This is a genomic window from Niabella drilacis (assembly GCF_900101395.1).
GTDB lineage: Bacteria > Bacteroidota > Bacteroidia > Chitinophagales > Chitinophagaceae > Niabella > Niabella drilacis.
Map to the genome: position 1 here is coordinate 90,155 of NZ_FMZO01000003.1, position 18,860 is coordinate 109,014.

Below are 18,860 nucleotides of genomic sequence, written 5' to 3' on the forward strand. Positions count from 1 at the left end.
ACAGCGTTTCAGTAAAAAAATATACTTTAGCCCCAAAACAGCTTGATGAAGAAATTGATATTGTTGGCTTTTACAGGGGGGCTCTGTTCCGGTATTCATGCCCAAAAAAAGCCATTGAATCATACGGTTTATGACCAGTGGCAATCTATTGGTAAATCCGTAATAAGTAATAATGGTAAATGGATCGTATATAATATCCAGGTGCAGGAAGGTGATGATGCATTAGTTATACAGGCTACGGATCAGTCCTACAAAAAAGTGGTTCCGAGAGGCTATGATGCCCGGATTACCGGGGATAACAGGACGGTTGTTTTCAGGATAAAGCCGTTGTTTGCCGAGTTGCGGCAGGCAAAGATCAAAAAAAAGAAGCCCGCAGATATGCCGCGTGATTCGTTTGCAGTGGTTAACCTGGGCGATGACAAGATCATGAAATTACCCGGATTGATCTCCTATAAAGGGCCTAAAGATCAAAATGAATGGGTGGCCGGTCTCCTGAAAAATGAGCCGGCCAAAAAGCCGGTATACCAATCGGATAAAAGTAAAGACAGTCTGCAACAGGTAGTGGATTCCCTGCAGTATGTCATCAACACATTAAAACCCCGCGAAGGGGAGGGGAAGGACAGCGTTACGGATTATGGCATGAATAACCGGTTGTTGCTGGTGAATACGATTAGTGGTGCACAGCGGTATTTCTTCAATATCAGTGACTACGCTTTCAATAAAAAAGGCAGCCAGCTGCTGATGGTGCAAACCCTGGATCTGAAAGATACGAGCCGCACGGCGCGCGTGCTCCTGTATCAGCTGAAAACCGGGAAAACGGATACCCTGCTCAGGGGTGGTAATGATTTTAAGAGCCTGGTGTTGTCGGATGAGGGCGACCGCCTTGCTTTTCTGGCAGAAAGGGACGCCAGGCCCAAAGCGCTGCAACGGTTTTACAAACTCTGGTACTACCGGCAGGGGATGGACAGTGCAATAGTACTGGTGGATACACTTACTCAGCATATGCCCGGAGGAAGCACGGTGAGCGAATTCGGCAAACTGAGCTTTAGTAAATCCGGCCGGCGGTTGTTATTTGCTACGGCGCCTGTAAAACCACCGAAGGACACCACCCTGGTGGATATTGATAAAGTGAACCTGGACATCTGGAATTATAAGGACGACTACCTGCAGCCCTATCAGCTCGAAAATCAAAAGCGCGATCAGCAACGGAGCGACCTTGCGGTTTATGATTTTGACGCTAACCGGATGATACAGGTAGGGCGCCGGGAACTTCCCAATGTTTATGAAGCTCCGGAGAGTGACGGGATCTGTTTTATAGCGGTTACTGATACCGGCCGCCGTGTAGAATCGCAATGGATGGGCCGTACCAGAAAAGATGTATACAAGATGGATATCCGCAATGGCCGCTATGTGCCGGTGGTTCAAAACCTCGAAGGGCCCATCGCTGCTTCCTGGTGCGCGCCTTCCGGAAAATATGTATTGTGGTACGATAGCCGGCAAAAGAATTATTTTGTTTTTGACGGCACAACGGCCCGGAATATAACCGCGGCCATCAATGTGCCGTTATATGATGAAGAAAATGATGTGCCGGATGAGCCCGCTCCCTATGGGATCATGGGCTGGACGGAGGGCGACCGGTCGGTGCTGATCTATGACCGCTACGATATATGGATGGTAGATCCCCGGGGCAAAGCGCTTCCGGTAAACCTGACAAAAAACGGAAGGCTGCAACAGGTTACCTACCGGTATATTGCAACAGATCCGGAAGCGCGCTATATCAGGTCTGCTGATAAGAACCTGCTGCACGTCTTCAACAATGAAAATAAAAAAGCGGGGTTTGCAGTGCTGGAAAACAACCGGCTTGATTTTTCATTTTTTACGCCTGCACTTTTCCGGGAACAGCCCTCTTATTTTGATTCGGTGGCAAAGGCTAAGGATGCTGCCGTGTATGCATATACAAAAGAGTGTTATACACAGTCGCCCGATCTGTATGTTTTCGCAAACGGGAAGGAGACAAAGCTTTCCGCCACCAATCCCCAGCAGTTGCAGTACAACTGGGGAACGGCGGGGTTATATCACTGGACCACTTTTTCCGGTAAATCCGCTACCGGAACCCTTTACCTGCCGGAAGATTTTGACAGCACTAAAAAGTACCCGGTACTGCTGTATTTTTACGAAAAGCTTTCAGATAACCTGTTCCGGTACATTGCGCCTGCACCCACTCCCAGCCGGCTGAACATTTCTTTTTTTGTAAGCCGGGGTTACGTGGTACTGGCACCGGATATTTCCTATACGGTTGGTCACCCGGCAAACAGTGCCTATGATTATATCGTTAGCGGAGCTAAGGATCTTACCCGTCATTCCTGGGTAGATGCAGCGCATATGGGCATCCAGGGGCAAAGCTGGGGGGGAATACAGGTGGCCCAGCTGATTACGATGACGCCTATGTTTGCTGCAGCCTGGGCTGGTGCCCCGGTGGCCAATATGACCAGCGCCTATGGTGGTATCCGCTGGAAAGGCGGGGTAAACCGGCAGTTCCAGTATGAAAAAACGCAGAGCCGCATCGGGTCCACCCTGTGGGAAAAGCCCGAACTCTATATCGAAAATTCGCCGCTGTTTCATCTTCCCAAAGTTACCACGCCGCTGGTGATCATGGCCAACGATAATGACGGAGCCGTGCCCTGGTACCAGGGCATCGAATTATTTACAGGCATGCGCCGCCTGGGTAAGCAGGTATGGATGCTTAACTATAACGGGGAAGAACACAACCTGGTACAGCGTAAAAACAGGAAGGATATTTCCATACGGGAACAACAGTTCTTTGATTGGCTGCTGAAGGGGGCTAAACCGGCCCGCTGGCTTACAGAGGGAGTTCCGGCAGTAAATAAAGGCGTTAACTGGGGGCTGGAGCAATAAGGTTTCGTGTTTAAAGTTCAAAGTTTCAGCTTAGTTCCACGTTGAACCTGAAACTTTAGAGTACTTTTGCCGCCTATGACAACGGATAAAAAAGTAAGGGTGCGTTTTGCGCCTTCGCCTACCGGCGGATTGCATTTGGGCGGTGTGAGAACCGTTTTGTACAACTACCTGTTTGCGCGTCAGCATGGAGGTGATTTTATTTTGAGGATCGAGGATACCGATCAGACCCGTTTTGTACCGGGTGCGGAGGAATATATTTTTCAGTGCCTGGCCTGGGCCGGTCTGGAACCGGATGAAAGTGTAAAACAGGGTGGGGCGTATGGCCCTTACCGCCAGAGCGAGCGCAAAGAACTGTATCGCGCCTATGCGGAACAGCTGGTTGAAAAGGGGCAGGCCTATTATGCCTTTGATACCCCGGAAGAACTGGAGCGGATGCGGCAGGATTTTAAAACCGAACAAAATCCTTCTCCCCAATACGACCATCACGTACGTGATAAAATGCGGAACTCACTGACCTTGTCAGAAGAAGAGGTTGACCGGCTGTTACGTGAAAATACCCGGCATGTGATCCGCATTAAAATGCCGGAGAATGAAACCGTAGGGTTTACTGATATGATCCGTGGAGATGTAAGCTTTAATACTTCCCTTGTGGATGATAAGGTATTGCTGAAAGCAGATGGTATGCCTACCTATCACCTGGCGGTGGTGGTGGATGATCACCTGATGAAGATCAGCCATGCGTTTCGCGGGGAAGAATGGCTGCCCAGCGCCCCGGTGCACATCCTGCTGTGGAAATACCTGTTTGGCCTGGAAAATATGCCGCAATGGGCGCATTTCCCGCTGATCCTGGGGCCAAGCGGCAAACTAAGCAAACGCGATGGGGCAAAATACGGGTTCCCGGTATTTGCAATGAACTGGACAGATCCCAAAACCGGGGAGCTGACCGAGGGATTTAAGGAAAAGGGATTCCTGCCCGAGGCGTTTATTAACCTGCTGGCAGTACTGGGCTGGAACGACGGTACCGAGCAGGAACTATTTTCACTGGAGGAGCTGACCGGTAAGTTTTCTATGGACCGGGTACATAGTTCCGGAGCAAAGTTTGACTACGAGAAAGCGAAATGGTACAATCATGAATGGATCAAAAAACTGGCTCCCGAAGAGCTGACCCGGCGTGTAAGGGGGGTACTGGAAGCAAAGGGCCTTTCTGTGCCGGATGACCGGCTGTTGCAACATATTGTGGAGCTGGTAAAAGACCGGACCACCCTGCTGACGGATTTTTACGAGCAAACGGCCTATTTCTTTAGAATGCCTGAGCATATGGATATTACGGCTATCCAGCCTAAATGGAATGAAGCGAAGCAATTATTTTTTACCGAAGTGATCCGCAACTATGAGCTTAACACCGACTGGAACGCGGAGGTACTTGAAAATAATTTTAAAGAGATTGCAGCGGCCAATCAGCTCAAGCCGGGGGAAGTAATGCTGCCCCTGCGCATCATGCTGGTAGGCGGTAAGTTTGGCCCGCATGTTTTTGATATTGCTGCGGTCCTGGGCAAAGAAGAAACCATAAAGCGGATACAGCATACGCTGGGCTTGTTGGGGTAAGATGGGGATCGAGGGTCGAGAACGGGGCAATCCGCTTTTAGCCATCAATGATCAGCTTTCAGCGCTTCGCTTCTGATAGCCCGATTCTCAAATTGCGCTCCTCACTTCACCTCCTGCATGTCTACCAGCTTTTTATAAAAGCCGTTTTGTACCAAAAGGCTGCTGTGGGTACCCCGTTCTACGATCCGGCCTTTCCGGAGAACAATGATCTCATCCGCGTTCCGGATGGTGCTCAGCCGGTGTGCGATCACGATGCTGGTCCGGTTCTGCATCATCTTATTGATGGCATCCTGCACCAGCCGCTCGCTTTCGGTGTCCAGGGAGGAAGTCGCTTCATCCAGTATAAGGATCGGCGGGTTCTTTAATACGGCGCGGGCAATGGTCAGGCGCTGGCGCTCACCCCCGCTTAATTTACTGCCCCGGTCGCCGATATTGGTGGCATATTGCAGCTCCTTCTGCATAATAAAGGGGTGTGCATTAGCGATCTTTGCAGCCTGCTCAATCGCTTCCACACCGGCGCCTGCTTCCCCCAGCGCAATATTATTGGCAATGGTATCATTAAACAGGATCGGCTCCTGTGTTACAATGCTCATCTGGCTTCTGACAGAATGGAGCGAATAGTCCCTGATATTGACCCCATCGATCAGGACAGCCCCTTGTGTGGCGTCATGAAAGCGGGGGATCAGGTCCGCCAGTGTAGACTTTCCGGCTCCCGAAGCGCCTACCAGGGCTACGGTCTGGCCTTTTTTGATGGTAAGATCAATGTTCTCCAGGATCACGTGGTCCTCATAGGCAAACGTCACATTCCGGAAGGTGATGGCATCCTCAAACTGTTTTAGTTCCATCCCATTGGGATTATCATCAACAGTAACAGGTGTGTTCAGTACTTCCTCGATCCGCTGGATTGCTGCAGCGCCCTTATTTAGATTGCTGAAGGAAGTGGAAAGCGTTTTGACGGGATTGATCAGGTTGTAGAACATGGCCAGGTAGGCAAAAAAAGCGGGGGCTTCCAGGTCGATGCTGTGGGAGAGGATGAGCCTGCCACCGAACCATAGAATACCCACAAATACCATCACCCCTAAAAACTCCGACATCGGGGAGGCCATATCCCGCCTGCGGCTGATGCGGTTCCTGGCGTCGGTGAGGGCATCGTTCACCGTATCGAACCGGTCTTTTAAAACACCCTCAACATTAAATGCTTTGATCACCCGCAGGCCATTGAGTGTTTCATCCAGTATCGACAGCGATTCACCCAGTTTGATAGCAGCTTCGTTCGACTGGCGTTTCAGCGCTTTCGAGATCCTCCCCAGAATAAAGCCGATCACGGGAATGCACAGGAGGATGGCCCCGGTAAGAACCGGGCTGATCAGGAACAGGGCTGCAAGGGTAAAAATAATATTCAGGGGATCTTTGATCCAGCCTTCCAGCACACCAATAACGGAACCTTCCACCTCGTTCACGTCGTTGGTTACCCGGCTCAGAAGATCGCCTTTGCGCTGCTCTGTAAAATACCCGATGGGCAGCAGCAGTATTTTATCGTAAATATCTGACCGGAAAGTATTGACGATCCTGTTTTTAACAGGATTCAATATATAGGAAGAAAGATAAAGAAACAGGTTCTTTAAAAAAATAGCGACGATCAGCACCACGCAAATGGCGCCCAGCAGCTGTACGGCTGTAAGAGCTGTTCCGTTCACCAGGGTCATTAAAAAACTTTTTAGACCGGTTAGAATATTGGGGGCGGTTTCTGCCGGTGCCGGGGGCTTGTTGCCATAAAAGATGATATCAAAAAATGGCTGTAACAGGGCAAAGCTGAATAAAGAGAACACGATTGAAAGGACCGTAAATAAAAAGAAAAGGAAGATACTGCCTTTATAAGGCCGCAGATAATGTAAGATCCTTGAATATTTTTTCATTCCGGAATTTATGGCGGAACTATAAGCGTTTTTCAGCGTTCTGCCGGTTTTACTGCTAAAAATGCAGTAGAAGCGCTATGATTGCGAAGCTGCGGAAAAAAACTTTATGTACCTGTTATCGTTACTAAAACATGTAAAGTAAGTAATTTTACACGGAACAGAAAGCGAAGATTATGCAGGAAAGTAAAAGGCAAAAACAGATAGCAGCGTTGTTGAACGAAGAAATGAATGGCATTTTCCGGAGGCTGGGATTGAATATGATGGATGGAGGTATGGTTTCTATATCCGGCGTAAAGGTAACGCCCGATCTGCTGGAGGCCCGGTTTTACCTGAGTTTTTTCCAGGTGAACGATGCCGAAGCGGCGCAGAAACGGATAGAGGAGCGGCACCACGAAATAAAAAAGGAACTGGCCGCAGCGGTACGGCATCAGCTGCGCAATATACCGGTACTGAAATTTTATGCAGATGACACGCTGGACCATGTGTTTAAGATGGAAGAACTCTTTAAGAAAATAGAAGAAGAGCGGAAGCAGAAGCCGGAGTAGTACTCAGCTTTCAGCAGTCAGCTGTTAGTACCGGGAGCGCTAAAGACCGGATCATCATCAAAATCATCAAAATTGCAATTCCTATTCGCCTGGCGTTATTTCAGGGCAAAAAAATCCACGAATGTGATCAATATCATTGCGTGGATCTGTATTGTTGCGATCATGATCGGCACGGCTGCATTGATCCTGGTACTGAGTGTCTTTAATGGTTTTGAAGGATTGGTAAAATCATTGTATTCTTCTTTTTACCCAGATATTAAGGTAATACCGGCATCCGGGAAATACCTCGTGCTGACTGAAACACAATTGCAGCAATTGAGGGGCGTCAGCGGCCTGCGCAACTTTTCACTGGTGGTGGAGGAAAAAGCCATCCTCCGGAACGGGGACAACCAGGCGCTGGTATCCCTGAAAGGGGTGGATGCCCGCTTTAAAGCCATTAATGGCATTGCGGAACATATGGTGAACGGGCGGTTCGATATCGGTACAGCGGAGCATCCCCGGTTGGTGGTAGGGGGCGGCATTGAAGGTTCTCTGAGCATCCGTACCTCTCCAAACGTGGAGCCTATGAGCATTTATATCCCGCGTAAAAGCGAGTCGGAGGCCTTTGACGCGGCCAGCAATATTACCCCGGATACGATACGGAGCGCAGGCACTTTCGTGATACAGCAGGATTTTGATAATAAGTATGCCATTACGGAGATCAGCTTCCTGAAACAGGCAATGGGGCTCGATGCCCGGACGTTCAGCGGCATCGAAATAGCCGTAACAGATCCTTCGGTAACGGCAAAGGTACAGCAGTCCCTGCAGCAGCTCTTTGGCAAGGGGTATACGGTGCAGGACCGTTACCAGCAAAACCAGAGCCTGTATGCTATTATGAACCTGGAACGTTGGGTCTTTTACGCCATCCTGAGCCTGATACTGGTGGTGGCCGCTTTTAATATGGTAGGAGCGCTGACCATGCTGGTCCTGGAAAAACAAAAGGATATCAGTGTATTGAATGCCCTGGGGGCTGACCGTGGTTTTATCCTGAAAGTATTCCTGAGTGAAGGCTTTTTGCTGGCAATGATCGGGGGGGGGATGGGCATGCTGCTGGCGTTGGCAATGGTACTCCTGCAAAAGCAGTTTCACCTGGTGCCCCTGCAGGGCGGCTCTTTTCTGATCGACTATTTTCCGGTGGCGCTAAAATTGCGCGACTTCCTGCTGGTGGCCATTACCGTGCTCATCATTGCGTTTGTAGCATCGTGGACGCCTGCCCGGAAGGCCTCAAGAAAGGAATTTTCATTAAAGGCAGAATAAAATCCTTAATAATGAACCGGGATCAATTTTATTAAAATGCGTAATTACTAGTGGTTTGTGAGGACACAAACCACGGCCCACGCCACGGTCAGTGTCCTCACTGACCGAGAAAAGAAATAATTTTGATGCCGGCTTATTATAAACAACAAACAACCTGCGTATAGCTAGTGAAAAATGCAATGGACACTCCTGAACCGGAGCCGATGTCAACAGGCAAAAGATCGTATCAACAGGCAATGCCGGAGGCTCACGGAACATTAAAACGGTCCTGACCTCAACCTTTCCCCCGGCCTGGGGCATGAAATCTGTTTGTTACTGGCAAAATGTGAATGCCGAATGTGAAATTTTGAACCTTAAACCCGGAACTTAATAGTCTCCCAGTGTTTCCGGCAACTGCTCCAGCGCTTTGGCCAGTTGCTCGTCATTGGGCGCAATCCCGTGCCAGCCATGATCATTTTCCATAAAATCGATGCCTTTACCCATGATGGTGTGCATCATAATAGCGATCGGCTTTCCTTTCCCGGTAGCGGCTTTGGCTTTATCGAGGGTTGCTACCACTTCGTCCATATCATTACCGTTCATTTCCATTACCTCCCAGTCAAAGGCCCGGAATTTATCAGCCAGGTTACCCATGTTCAGCACTTTATCGGTAGGGCCGTCAATTTGCTGACCGTTCCAGTCTACAGTAGCGATCAGGTTGTCTACTTTGTGGGATGAAGCAAACATGATGGCTTCCCAGTTCTGTCCCTCATTCAGTTCTCCGTCACCATGGAGTGAAAATACCAGGTGCGTATCTTTGTTCATTTTTTTGCTCAGTGCCGCGCCGATGGCAACGCTCATTCCCTGCCCCAGCGACCCGCTTGCAACGCGGATACCCGGCAGGTGCTCATGTGTGGCAGGGTGCCCCTGCAGCCGGCTGTTTATTTTCCGGAAAGTAGCCAGTTCCTTTACATCAAAATATCCTGAACGGGCCAGGACGGAATAGAATACCGGTGAAATATGGCCGTTTGACAGGAAGAAAAGATCTTCATTGATCCCATCCATATTAAAGGCAGGATTGTGTTCCATTTCTTTAAAGTACAGGGCGGTCAAAAAATCAGCGCATCCCAGGGAGCCTCCGGGGTGACCACTGTTTGCTCCGTGAACCATTCTTACAATATCACGCCTAACCTGTGATGCAATTTCCTGTAAACTTGCCATAATTTGTTTTTGAACAGCAAATGTGCGTTTTTTTTTTGATAATTCCTGCTCAGTAGCAATGAATTCTGTTCTTTTCCCGGTTTAAATAATTATTAAAATGTGCATAAAAATTGCTATCTTGGTGATAAATCTTACTTTTGTTCTTGTAAACCTTATTTGATGCTAGAAATTCTGGTAACAGCTATAATCGCTTTTATAGTTGCGTTTCTCGCAATTCCGGTCGTGATGCTAATAGCTGACAAGAAGAAACTGTATGATATACCTGATGAAAGAAAACTTCACACGCATGCAATCGCTTCTTTAGGCGGGGTTGGCGTTTTTGTCGGCTTTCTTTTTGCGGGTCTGTTATGCATTAATTTTTCCAATGCACCGGAAATGCGTTATTTCCTGGCTGCAGCCACGCTTACCTTTTTTATTGGGCTGAAGGATGATATCATTGCCTTATCCGCCACAAAAAAATTCGTGGCACAGATCATTGCAGCGGCGATTATCATTCATCTTGGCGGGGTGCGCCTGGAAAGCATGCATGGCGTTTTGGGGATGGAGACCCTGGACCCGATGTATGGAGTACCCCTGACCTACTTTATTATTATCCTGATCATTAATGCCTATAACCTGATCGATGGTATTGATGGTTTATCCGGCAGCCTGGGCCTGATGGCTACCTTGCTTTTCGGCACCTATTTCCTGTTGGCGAAGATGTATCCTTATGCGGCATTCTCTTTCGGTCTTTCAGCTGCTCTTATGGCCTTCCTGATCTTTAACTATCATCCTGCCCGGATCTTTATGGGCGATTCCGGCTCCTTGCTGGTGGGAATGGTCGTATCCATACTGGTGCTGAAATTTATCAATATTGCCGGCGAGCCCGGTGCGGTGCTTCCCATAACTTCCGCGGTTGCCGTAGGTGTTTCTGTGCTGATCGTGCCACTTGTAGATACCATCCGGGTTTTCGGGAACAGGATCCTTCGGGGGCGGTCTCCTTTTGCCCCGGACAGGAACCATGTGCATCATTTATTGCTGGACCGGGGCCTGGGGCATTCGACAGTGACCCTGATCTGTGTATCGGCCAATATCTTCCTGATCCTGGCTACCTATCTGTGCCGCGGTTTTGGTAATACCATGCTGATCCTGGCTTTATTTGGGTGTTCCTTTATAGCATTGGCTGTTCTTTACTATACCTTACCCAAAAGAAAGCTGGTCATTCACCGGAGATATGTGGTGAACCAAACCAAACAGGAGCGGATGTCGGCTCCTTCACAATCCAAGGTCATCAACCTGCAAACCAAGGAAAAGGTTCAGAATCATCTTCATTAAGAGGGGGCAATTTCTTCATTTCAGCAGGCAGTGCTCTATAGTTTCAGTTCCATTCATTAGATTTGCAGTCCCGATTGCGATCGGGATTAAATTTTTTCATTTTATGCAGGAACAAGTAAGTAAGCTAATTGAATCATCAGAGGACGGTATGAAGAAAGCCATCACGCACCTGGAGTCGGGGCTGGCAAAGATCAGGGCAGGGAAGGCGAATCCGCAAATACTGGATGGAATTTATGTAGACTATTACGGATCTGCGATGCCGATCAACCAGGTAGGCAATATTACTGTACTGGATGCACGGACCCTCAATATCCAGCCCTGGGAAAAAAACATGCTTCAACCGATAGAACGGGCGATCATTGCAGCCAATATAGGCCTGAACCCGCAAAACGATGGTGTTAATATCCGCTTGTTTTTGCCCCCGCTTACAGAGGAGCGGAGAAGGGAGCTGGTAAAGAAAAGTTTTGCCGAAGGGGAAAATTCGAAGATCGGTGTGCGGAGCGCCCGCCGTGAGGTTATCGAAGGGATCAAAAAACTGCAAAAGGAAGGGTTGAGCGAGGATGGCATGAAGGATGCAGAAGCCATTGCCCAGCAGCTTACGGATAAGTATATTGCAATTGTTGAGAAATACCTGGCGATCAAAGAAAAAGAGATCATGGCTGTGTAGTGATGTGTTATTCAGACTGAAGACTCAGTAATCCGAATCACTTTTTATAACTTAAAAATCAATTACATGGGAATGCTTAAAGAATTTAAGGAATTTGCCATTAAGGGAAACGCAGTCGATCTGGCAGTGGGTGTTATCATTGGCGGTGCCTTTGGTAAGATCGTTACCAGCATCATCGATGACCTCATTATGCCGGTAGTTGGCGCCATTATCGGGAAGCCTGACTTCAGCAGTCTTTACCTGGTATTAAAGGGAACAGTTCCCCCCGGCACAAAGCTGGAAGAAGCCCGTAAGATCGCCGACACATCCATCTTTGCTTATGGTAATTTTATTACCATTGCCATCAACTTCCTTTTGCTGGCACTCGTGATCTTCTGGATGGTGAAGGCCATGAATAAAATGAAGAAGGAAACACCACCGCCGCCGCCTGAAGGTCCGTCGTCTACCGATCAGTTGCTGATCGAGATAAGGGATGAGCTTAAAAAGCGATAAAATCTGCCCAAATTACTCACAATAACGCTCTGCTCCGGCAGGGCGTTTTTAGTGTCAGGGCTTATTCGTTACATTTGTCTTCTTTTACCGATTTAAAGTTTTTAAGTGAGTACAACATACCAGATAAAACTTTCCCAGTTTGAAGGGCCTTTTGACCTGCTCCTGTTCTTTATTGAACGGGATGAGCTGGATATCTATAACATTCCCATTACCAAGATCACCAACGATTTTCTGGTTTATATCAAAGAACAGGAATCGCTGAATATTGAGCTGTCCAGCGAGTTTATACTGTTTGTGTCCACGCTGATGCGTATTAAGGCAAAAATGCTGATTCCCCGCAAAGAGCTGGATGCCCAGGGAAATGAGATCGATCCGCGCGAGGAGCTGGTCAATAAAATACTGGAGTATAAACGCTTTAAGGAGGCTTCTGCACAAATGGCCGAGCTGGAGGCCATGCGGATGCTGATGGTAAAAAGAGGCAATATCCAAAAAGAGCTGTCGGCAATTGGCGAAGAAGCGGGAGAGGGTACGGAGATCCATGCCATTACCATGTTTAAGTTAATGAAGGCTTTTGAAAAAGCGATGCAGCGGTACTCCGATAAGGTGAATACACCGGTGCATACTGTAGTGCGCTACAACTACTCTATGGAGAACAGCCGGACCAGGGTGATGGAGGAAGCACAGCGTTCCCGGACCCTTTCGTTTGAAAAGCTTTTTGATTATGCGGAAACACGGGTACATGCGATCTTCCTTTTTCTGTCGGTACTGGAGCTGGTGCAGCAAAGCTTTTTGAAGATCATGATCGGTGAGGGAAAGAATAATTTTATACTGGAGTATGTTGCACCGGAAGACCGTGAAGAATCCATGACGGTTATTGAAACCACATTCTCTTAACCATAAAATAAAAAGTTCATGAAACGTTTTGCAACAGCCAACTGGCAGGGAACGGGAAAAGAAGGAACCGGTAAAACCTCCACACAGTCGGGGGTATTAAAAGATACCGCTTATTCCTTTAAAACTCGGTTTGAAGAGGGCAACCCCGGCACCAATCCCGAGGAGCTGGTAGCGGCGGCCCATGCCGGCTGCTTTACCATGAAGCTGAGCTTTGTGTTGAATGAAGCGGGCTTTACCGCCACGAATATTGACACAAAATGTACCGTTACCTTTGAAAATGGTGCGGTAACAGAAAGTCATCTGGATGTACAGGCGGCAGTGCCGGGTATTGACCGGGAAAAATTTGATGCGGCCGTTAAGGATGCGGAGGCCAACTGTCCTATCAGCAAATTACTGAATACCAAGATCACTTCTACAGCGGCATTAATCGGTTAATGCTGTAGTTGTTTACGAAAGATTTGTAATCAAGCCGGCTGTAATCAGATTATTCAGTCAGTTTGATTACTTTTTTTTTAGATGCATATATAAGCAACTTCCGGCTCTGTGCGTGGTCAGGCCCAGTCAGTTTCCCCGGGCTTTAAATGGGCCACATAGTTTTGAAGGGCTATTTGGCCCAGCTGTATCATTTGTTGCATTTTATCGGGTTTAAACACCAGTCCCCCGGGCCCGCCCTCCAATGCCGTATCCGGTTGTATGATGTGTAACTTTACCGGGGACCGGTGTATCAGGTTCTGATAATCCGGATTGGTGCTGTTGAAATAGCGCTCCAATGCCGCATCAGGGATACCGTCTGCTTTCATAGCGGTTTTTACCTGGTTGATATAGTTGATAAAATGGATATACTGCCGTGGTGCAAACAGGTCATTATCGGCTACATCGGTTATAAAAACGGAAACCGTTTGCAGCAGGATCGCCAGGAGGCCTTTATAGGTTGTTGGGTCGGGTGCATTCTGCCGGGGGGAAAGCAGTATGGTGAATAGCTCCTGGGCGCCGGCTTCCAGTGCAATGCCAACACCGACGTATTCGCGGGTTCCGCCATCCACATACTGAAACCCCGGGTTTATGGCACCAGGAAGATCGATGTTGATCCGCACGGGAGGCATAAATACCGGCTGACTGGCAGAAGCCATGACTGCCCGGCGGAACTGTTCTGCACTTTTTATTTTTTCAACCCGGTAATATGTTCCGGCGGCCGGTGCGGGATCGGTAGTATACACCACCAATTCCTGGCTTTGCAGGCAGGTGGTGGTAAGGTATACCTTAGCGGTGGATGCAAGCAGCTGGTTGTAAAAGTCATCGGTGTAAATCTGCCGTACCCTGGAACCAAGGCCATTGGCCGTGTTGAGGGAGTTGCCGTTCCAGATGCTGGCACCCAGGTCTTGTGCTTCCAGGAGATCTTCGGTTGTAACACTGGTATATAGTGCTTCCAGCACGTCCAGCCGCTTCAGGGCTGCAAGGGGTGCAATCAAGGCTCCGGTACTGGTGCCGATAACGGTGTCAAAGCTGAGCCGGTAGGTTGTTTCCAGGTCTTTTATAACACCTACGGCAAATGCACCTTTAGAGCCGCCGCCGCTTATTATGAGTGCTCTTTTCATGGCTGGTTCTATTCAAACTGCGGTTTGATCTTTTTTGTTTTATTAAACTGGTACGCAATAAAGGATTGGAACCACCATTGGTTCAGGTGATAATCCCGTTGTGCGGTGAGGCCCAGCTGGATCTTTTGCAAGAGCTCCAGTCCGATGCCGCCACCGGCCATCTGCTGCTTATGTGTGCCCCAGTTGGCTTCGGCCAGTAATTGCAAATTGCCAAAAGCCAGGGCCATTGGTTTGCTGGTTCGGAAATCTGCCAGTTTTAATGCCATTGCAGGACCCAACAGTCCTGAAGTTTTTTTATTGTTGTATACAAAACCAGCATTGACCCCAAGCCGTAACCGGTTTGCAATAACCGTTACCTGCGGGTTTAAAGCCAATCCGCCGCTGTACAGGTCCGGAGTCTCCGCCCCGAAACCGGTAGTGAACCCATTGTTGAGCTTAAGTAGTAAAATGCCGCCCTTTGTGAACTCGGTGACCTGCTTTTTCTGCGCTTCAGCTGGGGAAGAAAGCAACAGCAGTACAAGAGCGAGCACCCTGGTCTTTATAGGCATCGGAAAAGTTTCCTTAAAGTTACGCATTTGCAGGGCGAAAGGGTACCGCCAATTTGGGGGAGGGGCTTAAAGCCGCTGCTATTGCTGATTGCCCCGTTTTATAGGGAAACCGCTTTTTCAGATTGTTTTGCCTTGTTAGCCCAATAGGTGAAATGATTGATCAATACCCGCAGTTCATGGAACTCAAAAACGGGAAGGGCGCTTTTGGCCGCTGTAACGGAGGGCCATTTGCCCGGTTCAAAGGCCTTGTTAAATACCTGGAGCTGCTCTTCAGAAAAGAGGGCGCTGATGTCCAGTATCCCCACCTGGGCAACCCGCGCAAAGTGCCCATAGATAGTGCTGATGGCAAGGTTCCGCTCCGCTGCAATTTCATCTGGCGTCTTTCCCTCTTCCAGCAGGTTATAGGTAACCAGGTGCGAGGGCTGGTCCTTTTCCTTTACATGCACTTCGATGTTTTTTTCTCCGGCCAGCAATTGTTGATCAAGAAACCGGGCATTGGCAAGCCCCAGCAGGTAAGCCTCCAGCTCGTTCATAAAGGCTTCCACCGTTCGGACATAGCTTTTGAGGCCTTTTTGTTTACGGACGCTGTCATAATGCGCTTTTACCGGCATAAGAACCCGTTCCTGCACCTGGTCAAAAAAATAGTTGACCGCTCCTGCTCCTTTTTCAGAGATCAGGGCCCAGGTGCCGGGCTCCGGATCGCGCATTTTCCGTTGTACAAAGCTTTCAAATTTGATAAAAGTGTCTTCGAGCTTCCGGCTGTTTTCCTGTACCTGTTCCGACAGGCCGGCAAATACTGCGGCATCGCCGGGTTCCTTCTCCCTGCCGGCCTGTATCCAGTTTTCCATAACGGTTAAAAAGGGAGCACAGCTAAGGGTACGCAGCAGTTTGCTAACGGCAAAAGCATGCTTCTCCGTTTCGTAGATCAATTCCATTTTTTCAGAGGCATTGGTAGCCTCATGAAAATCGGAGATCCGGGTATCCCTGAAAATATTGGAGGCCCTGATCGGTGATTTCAGAACGATGCCATCCAGCGTCCGGCACCGGCTTAGTGCTACATATACCTGCCCGGAAGTAAAAGAAGCGCCGGCGTCGATGATTACCCGGTCAAAGGTGAGCCCCTGGCTTTTATGAATGGTAACGGCCCAGGCCAGCCGGAAGGGGTACTGCTCATAGCTGCCGATGACGTCCTCCTTGATCTCTTTTTTGTCGTCGAGATAATATTTTTTATTTTCCCAGATCTCGCGCTCCACTGCCAGCTCTGTTTCTGCGCCTTCGGGAAGCACGATAATCCTGTCGTCTTCTGCCCGCAGCACCTTAGCCAGCCGTCCGTTGTAATACTTTTTGGATTCGGACGCATCATTACGGATGAACATCACCTGGGCCTCCGGTTTTAATACCAGGTTCGGATCATTGGGATAAAGCTGCTCTTTAAAGTCGCCGGTAATGATGGCGGGACAGGAAATACCCTTTCCGGGTAAGGCTTCCAGCCGCCGGGTATTGATACCGTCTGCCATATAGTTATGTGAAACCAGGTATACATACCGGTCTTTGGGCTCAAAGCCGGGCTGGTACCGGGTGTTCAATAATTGAAAATCGATTCCATTGGTTTCACCCTCACGGATGGCGTTAAGCAATGCAATAAATACGGGGTCGCTTTGCCGGAAAACGGTGGTGAGTTCTATGGTGACAAACGGAGTGCTTTTCAGCGCTTTTGATTCGAAGAAATAGGGAGCGGTATAAAAAGCTGCAAGCAGTTTTTCAGATGCTGCCTTTACCACCGGTGGCAGCTGGTACAGGTCGCCGATCAGCAGCAGCTGAACACCGCCGAATGCCAGGGCGGAGCGCCTTGCGGTTTTAAGTGCGAGGTCGATCATATCGAGCACATCTGCCCGGAGCATGGACACCTCATCAATGATCAGGATCTCCAGCGCTCTTAACAACTCCAGCTTTTCTTTCCGGTATTTAAAATGGGGCAGCAGTTGTGGAATATTGATCGCTTCATTCCGGTCTACAGGATCTGTTGTGGGCATAAATGAAGTAAGCGGAAGCCCAAACATCGAGTGGATGGTAACCCCGCCTGCATTGATGGCTGCAATACCTGTAGGAGCTACCACAATGCAGTTTTTGATAGTTCTGCGGATAAAATCGTTCAGGAATGTTGTTTTTCCGGTGCCTGCCTTACCGGTCAGGAAAACGTTCCGCTGGGTGAACTCTATGATATTGTATATTTTTTCAGACAATGCAATGCGGCTTTTGGTATTTTCAGATAGGTAATGCAAAGATAGCAGTTAATTTTTAATCTATACCTATTCCGGTGTATTCCCCAGGGCAAACGCATCTAATTTCAGCATTGTTCAGCTCCGGAGGAGCAGCGTGTTTATAGTAATCTGCTGTTTTATCAACCCGGCTCCTGTAGGAGCCGCGTGTTTGTTGGGCCCGAAATTTTACGCGGCTCCTACAGGAGCCGGCTTTTCTCTTTAATACCTTGCTATAAACACGCGGCACTTACAGTGCCTGAAAATGCGCCTGGTGTGCTCTTTTTACCCAATTTAGATGCGTTTGCCCTATGTATTCCCCATCCACACGGTTGATCAATATCCTAAGACCGCAGGTGAGACGTTCTGCTTTTTATCCAACCGGGAATGAACCTGCCCTGCAGGCCCGTTAACGTACTATTTCGTATCTTTTTCCAGCACCTGTTAAAACATCAACCTATGAATATACGATTAAATGGAGCACCGGGAACATTGCTTTATGATCCATCGGAGATGGACCGATACCCGATAAAGAAGAAAGAGGAAATGGTGGAGGGTGCAATTTGCGACCTCCAGTTTTTTGAGCGGGGATATATGGGGAACGCAGATGGTACCAGGCAGCCCTTCAAAAACAGCAGGATTGCTGAGATAAGCAGCAGCGTATCCAGGAAAGGAAATGTTAAACCATTTTTTCATATATGGAGATTTCATTGTTTTGCAGGAACGTGAAGTTTTGCGGAGCAAAACCAGTTGTTTTAACCGTCTTCAAACATTGGGAATGATCAGGAATTTTTTTTTCTCAGGCTTTTTGTTTTTCTGTATAACGGCAGTAGCGCAAGCCCGCCAGGTTCAGGGAGCAATATCCGGAACAGTGTTTTCAGAATATGGCGAAAAACTGGTTTATGTGAACGTAGGCATAAGAAATAAAAACACAGATGGTCTTTCCGGTAAGGACGGTTATTTCCGGCTGGTGCTGGACCCTGCCTGTTTTAAGGATACCCTTTGTATTTCCTATGCCGGCTATGAGGACCAGCTGTTGCCTATTGATTCATTGCTGCGGGATAGGATGCCGCTGAAAATTATTCTGCGGCAAAAAACATTGCCGGAGGTCAAGATCAGTTATGCGCCTGAAAGAACAATTAAGAAGCTGGGCGTTACGGTCCGCAGCCCTTTTGTATATGGTACTGTTAAGGGGGGGCATGTGGAAATGGCACAATACATCAATCTGAAGCGGCCGGGCAAATTGTTGAACCTGACCTTCTTCCTGTATGGAAGTAAAAAGGCCCGGGATACCCTTACCATCCGGATCAATGTTTATGCGGTACATAACGGAGCTCCCGGAAGCAGGATCATCGATAAAACAGTTATACGGCGGGTTCCTATAAGTACCGGGCGGATCACGCTTCCGCTTAAAGAGGAACACCTCTATTATACGATGCCCGTCTTTATTGGTGTGGAACTGATCCCGGATGATCAACGGTCAAGTGAAGATCACCTGTATGCATATGGCGCAAGAACCGGTGGAAAAGCGTTTACACGGACCGCCGGTTTAGGACCCTGGGAAATTACCCGGGGGGTAACCCCTACTTTGTATGTGGAAGTGCAGCAATAATA

Annotated in this window: 16 protein-coding genes; 11 read left to right on the forward strand and 5 right to left on the reverse strand. The window is 48.6% G+C overall.

The genetic code is table 11. The annotated features are described in order from the left end of the window. Positions 1-45 precede the first annotated feature (45 nt). A complete protein-coding gene (locus BLS44_RS06575; protein WP_090389270.1) occupies positions 46-2,916 on the forward strand; it encodes a S9 family peptidase in 2,871 nt (956 codons plus the stop codon). Positions 2,917-2,991: 75 nt separating this feature from the next. Continuing rightward, complete coding sequence (gene gltX / locus BLS44_RS06580; RefSeq protein ID WP_090389271.1) at positions 2,992-4,521, forward strand: glutamate--tRNA ligase; 1,530 nt, start codon at positions 2,992-2,994, stop codon at positions 4,519-4,521. 101 nt (positions 4,522-4,622) lie between these two features. Here gltX and BLS44_RS06585 read toward each other — a convergent pair whose 3' ends face one another. Next, positions 4,623-6,437, reverse strand: a complete 1,815-nt coding sequence (locus BLS44_RS06585) for an ABC transporter ATP-binding protein (protein ID WP_090389272.1) — start codon at positions 6,435-6,437, stop codon at positions 4,623-4,625. 173 nt (positions 6,438-6,610) lie between these two features. On the opposite strand from BLS44_RS06585, the gene BLS44_RS06590 reads away from it, so the two are divergent. Both BLS44_RS06590 and BLS44_RS06595 read left to right on the forward strand, forming a co-directional pair. Beyond that, entirely contained in the window at positions 6,611-6,982 is a 372-nt protein-coding gene (locus BLS44_RS06590) for a ribosome-binding factor A (protein ID WP_090389273.1), read from the forward strand. 72 nt (positions 6,983-7,054) lie between these two features. Next, on the forward strand, positions 7,055-8,278 hold the full coding sequence (locus tag BLS44_RS06595; RefSeq protein ID WP_090389274.1) for an FtsX-like permease family protein: 1,224 nt from the start codon (positions 7,055-7,057) through the stop codon (positions 8,276-8,278). Between the two features lie 366 nt (positions 8,279-8,644). Here BLS44_RS06595 and BLS44_RS06600 read toward each other — a convergent pair whose 3' ends face one another. Further along, the gene (locus tag BLS44_RS06600) at positions 8,645-9,478 is read right to left on the reverse strand and encodes a transketolase (RefSeq protein WP_090389275.1); all 834 of its coding nucleotides are present in this window, start codon (positions 9,476-9,478) and stop codon (positions 8,645-8,647) included. Positions 9,479-9,703: 225 nt separating this feature from the next. Here BLS44_RS06600 and BLS44_RS06605 point away from each other — a divergent pair, with 225 nt between their 5' ends. The 5 genes from BLS44_RS06605 (at position 9,704) to BLS44_RS06625 (ending at position 13,280) form a co-directional block, all read left to right on the forward strand. After that, positions 9,704-10,792, forward strand: coding sequence for an MraY family glycosyltransferase (locus BLS44_RS06605; RefSeq protein WP_245729121.1), 1,089 nt, complete (start codon positions 9,704-9,706; stop codon positions 10,790-10,792). A gap of 103 nt (positions 10,793-10,895) precedes the next feature. After that, positions 10,896-11,459, forward strand: coding sequence for a ribosome recycling factor (frr, locus tag BLS44_RS06610; RefSeq protein ID WP_090389277.1), 564 nt, complete (start codon positions 10,896-10,898; stop codon positions 11,457-11,459). 72 nt (positions 11,460-11,531) lie between these two features. After that, positions 11,532-11,951, forward strand: coding sequence for a large conductance mechanosensitive channel protein MscL (gene mscL, locus BLS44_RS06615; RefSeq protein WP_245729122.1), 420 nt, complete (start codon positions 11,532-11,534; stop codon positions 11,949-11,951). Positions 11,952-12,056: 105 nt separating this feature from the next. Next, complete coding sequence (locus BLS44_RS06620; protein ID WP_090389279.1) at positions 12,057-12,845, forward strand: segregation and condensation protein A; 789 nt, start codon at positions 12,057-12,059, stop codon at positions 12,843-12,845. Positions 12,846-12,863: 18 nt separating this feature from the next. Next, on the forward strand, positions 12,864-13,280 hold the full coding sequence (locus BLS44_RS06625) for an OsmC family protein (protein ID WP_090389280.1): 417 nt from the start codon (positions 12,864-12,866) through the stop codon (positions 13,278-13,280). Between the two features lie 116 nt (positions 13,281-13,396). Here the strand turns inward: BLS44_RS06625 and BLS44_RS06630 are convergent, their stop codons facing one another. From BLS44_RS06630 to BLS44_RS06640, 3 genes are all read right to left on the reverse strand, one after another. Continuing rightward, positions 13,397-14,440, reverse strand: coding sequence for a patatin-like phospholipase family protein (locus BLS44_RS06630; RefSeq protein WP_090389281.1), 1,044 nt, complete (start codon positions 14,438-14,440; stop codon positions 13,397-13,399). Positions 14,441-14,448: 8 nt separating this feature from the next. Then, complete coding sequence (locus BLS44_RS06635) at positions 14,449-14,988, reverse strand: hypothetical protein (RefSeq protein WP_090389282.1); 540 nt, start codon at positions 14,986-14,988, stop codon at positions 14,449-14,451. Between the two features lie 98 nt (positions 14,989-15,086). After that, positions 15,087-17,270 carry a helix-turn-helix domain-containing protein gene (locus BLS44_RS06640; protein WP_218127705.1) on the reverse strand — a complete coding sequence of 728 codons (2,184 nt, stop codon included), beginning with the start codon at positions 17,268-17,270 and terminating at the stop codon, positions 15,087-15,089. A 435-nt stretch (positions 17,271-17,705) separates the two neighbouring features. Here BLS44_RS06640 and BLS44_RS06645 point away from each other — a divergent pair, with 435 nt between their 5' ends. Continuing rightward, positions 17,706-17,975, forward strand: coding sequence for a hypothetical protein (locus tag BLS44_RS06645; protein ID WP_143019683.1), 270 nt, complete (start codon positions 17,706-17,708; stop codon positions 17,973-17,975). Between the two features lie 49 nt (positions 17,976-18,024). Next, positions 18,025-18,858 (forward strand): carboxypeptidase-like regulatory domain-containing protein, encoded by an 834-nt coding sequence (locus tag BLS44_RS06650; RefSeq protein WP_090389284.1) that lies wholly within the window; start codon positions 18,025-18,027, stop codon positions 18,856-18,858. Positions 18,859-18,860: the final 2 nt, after the last annotated feature.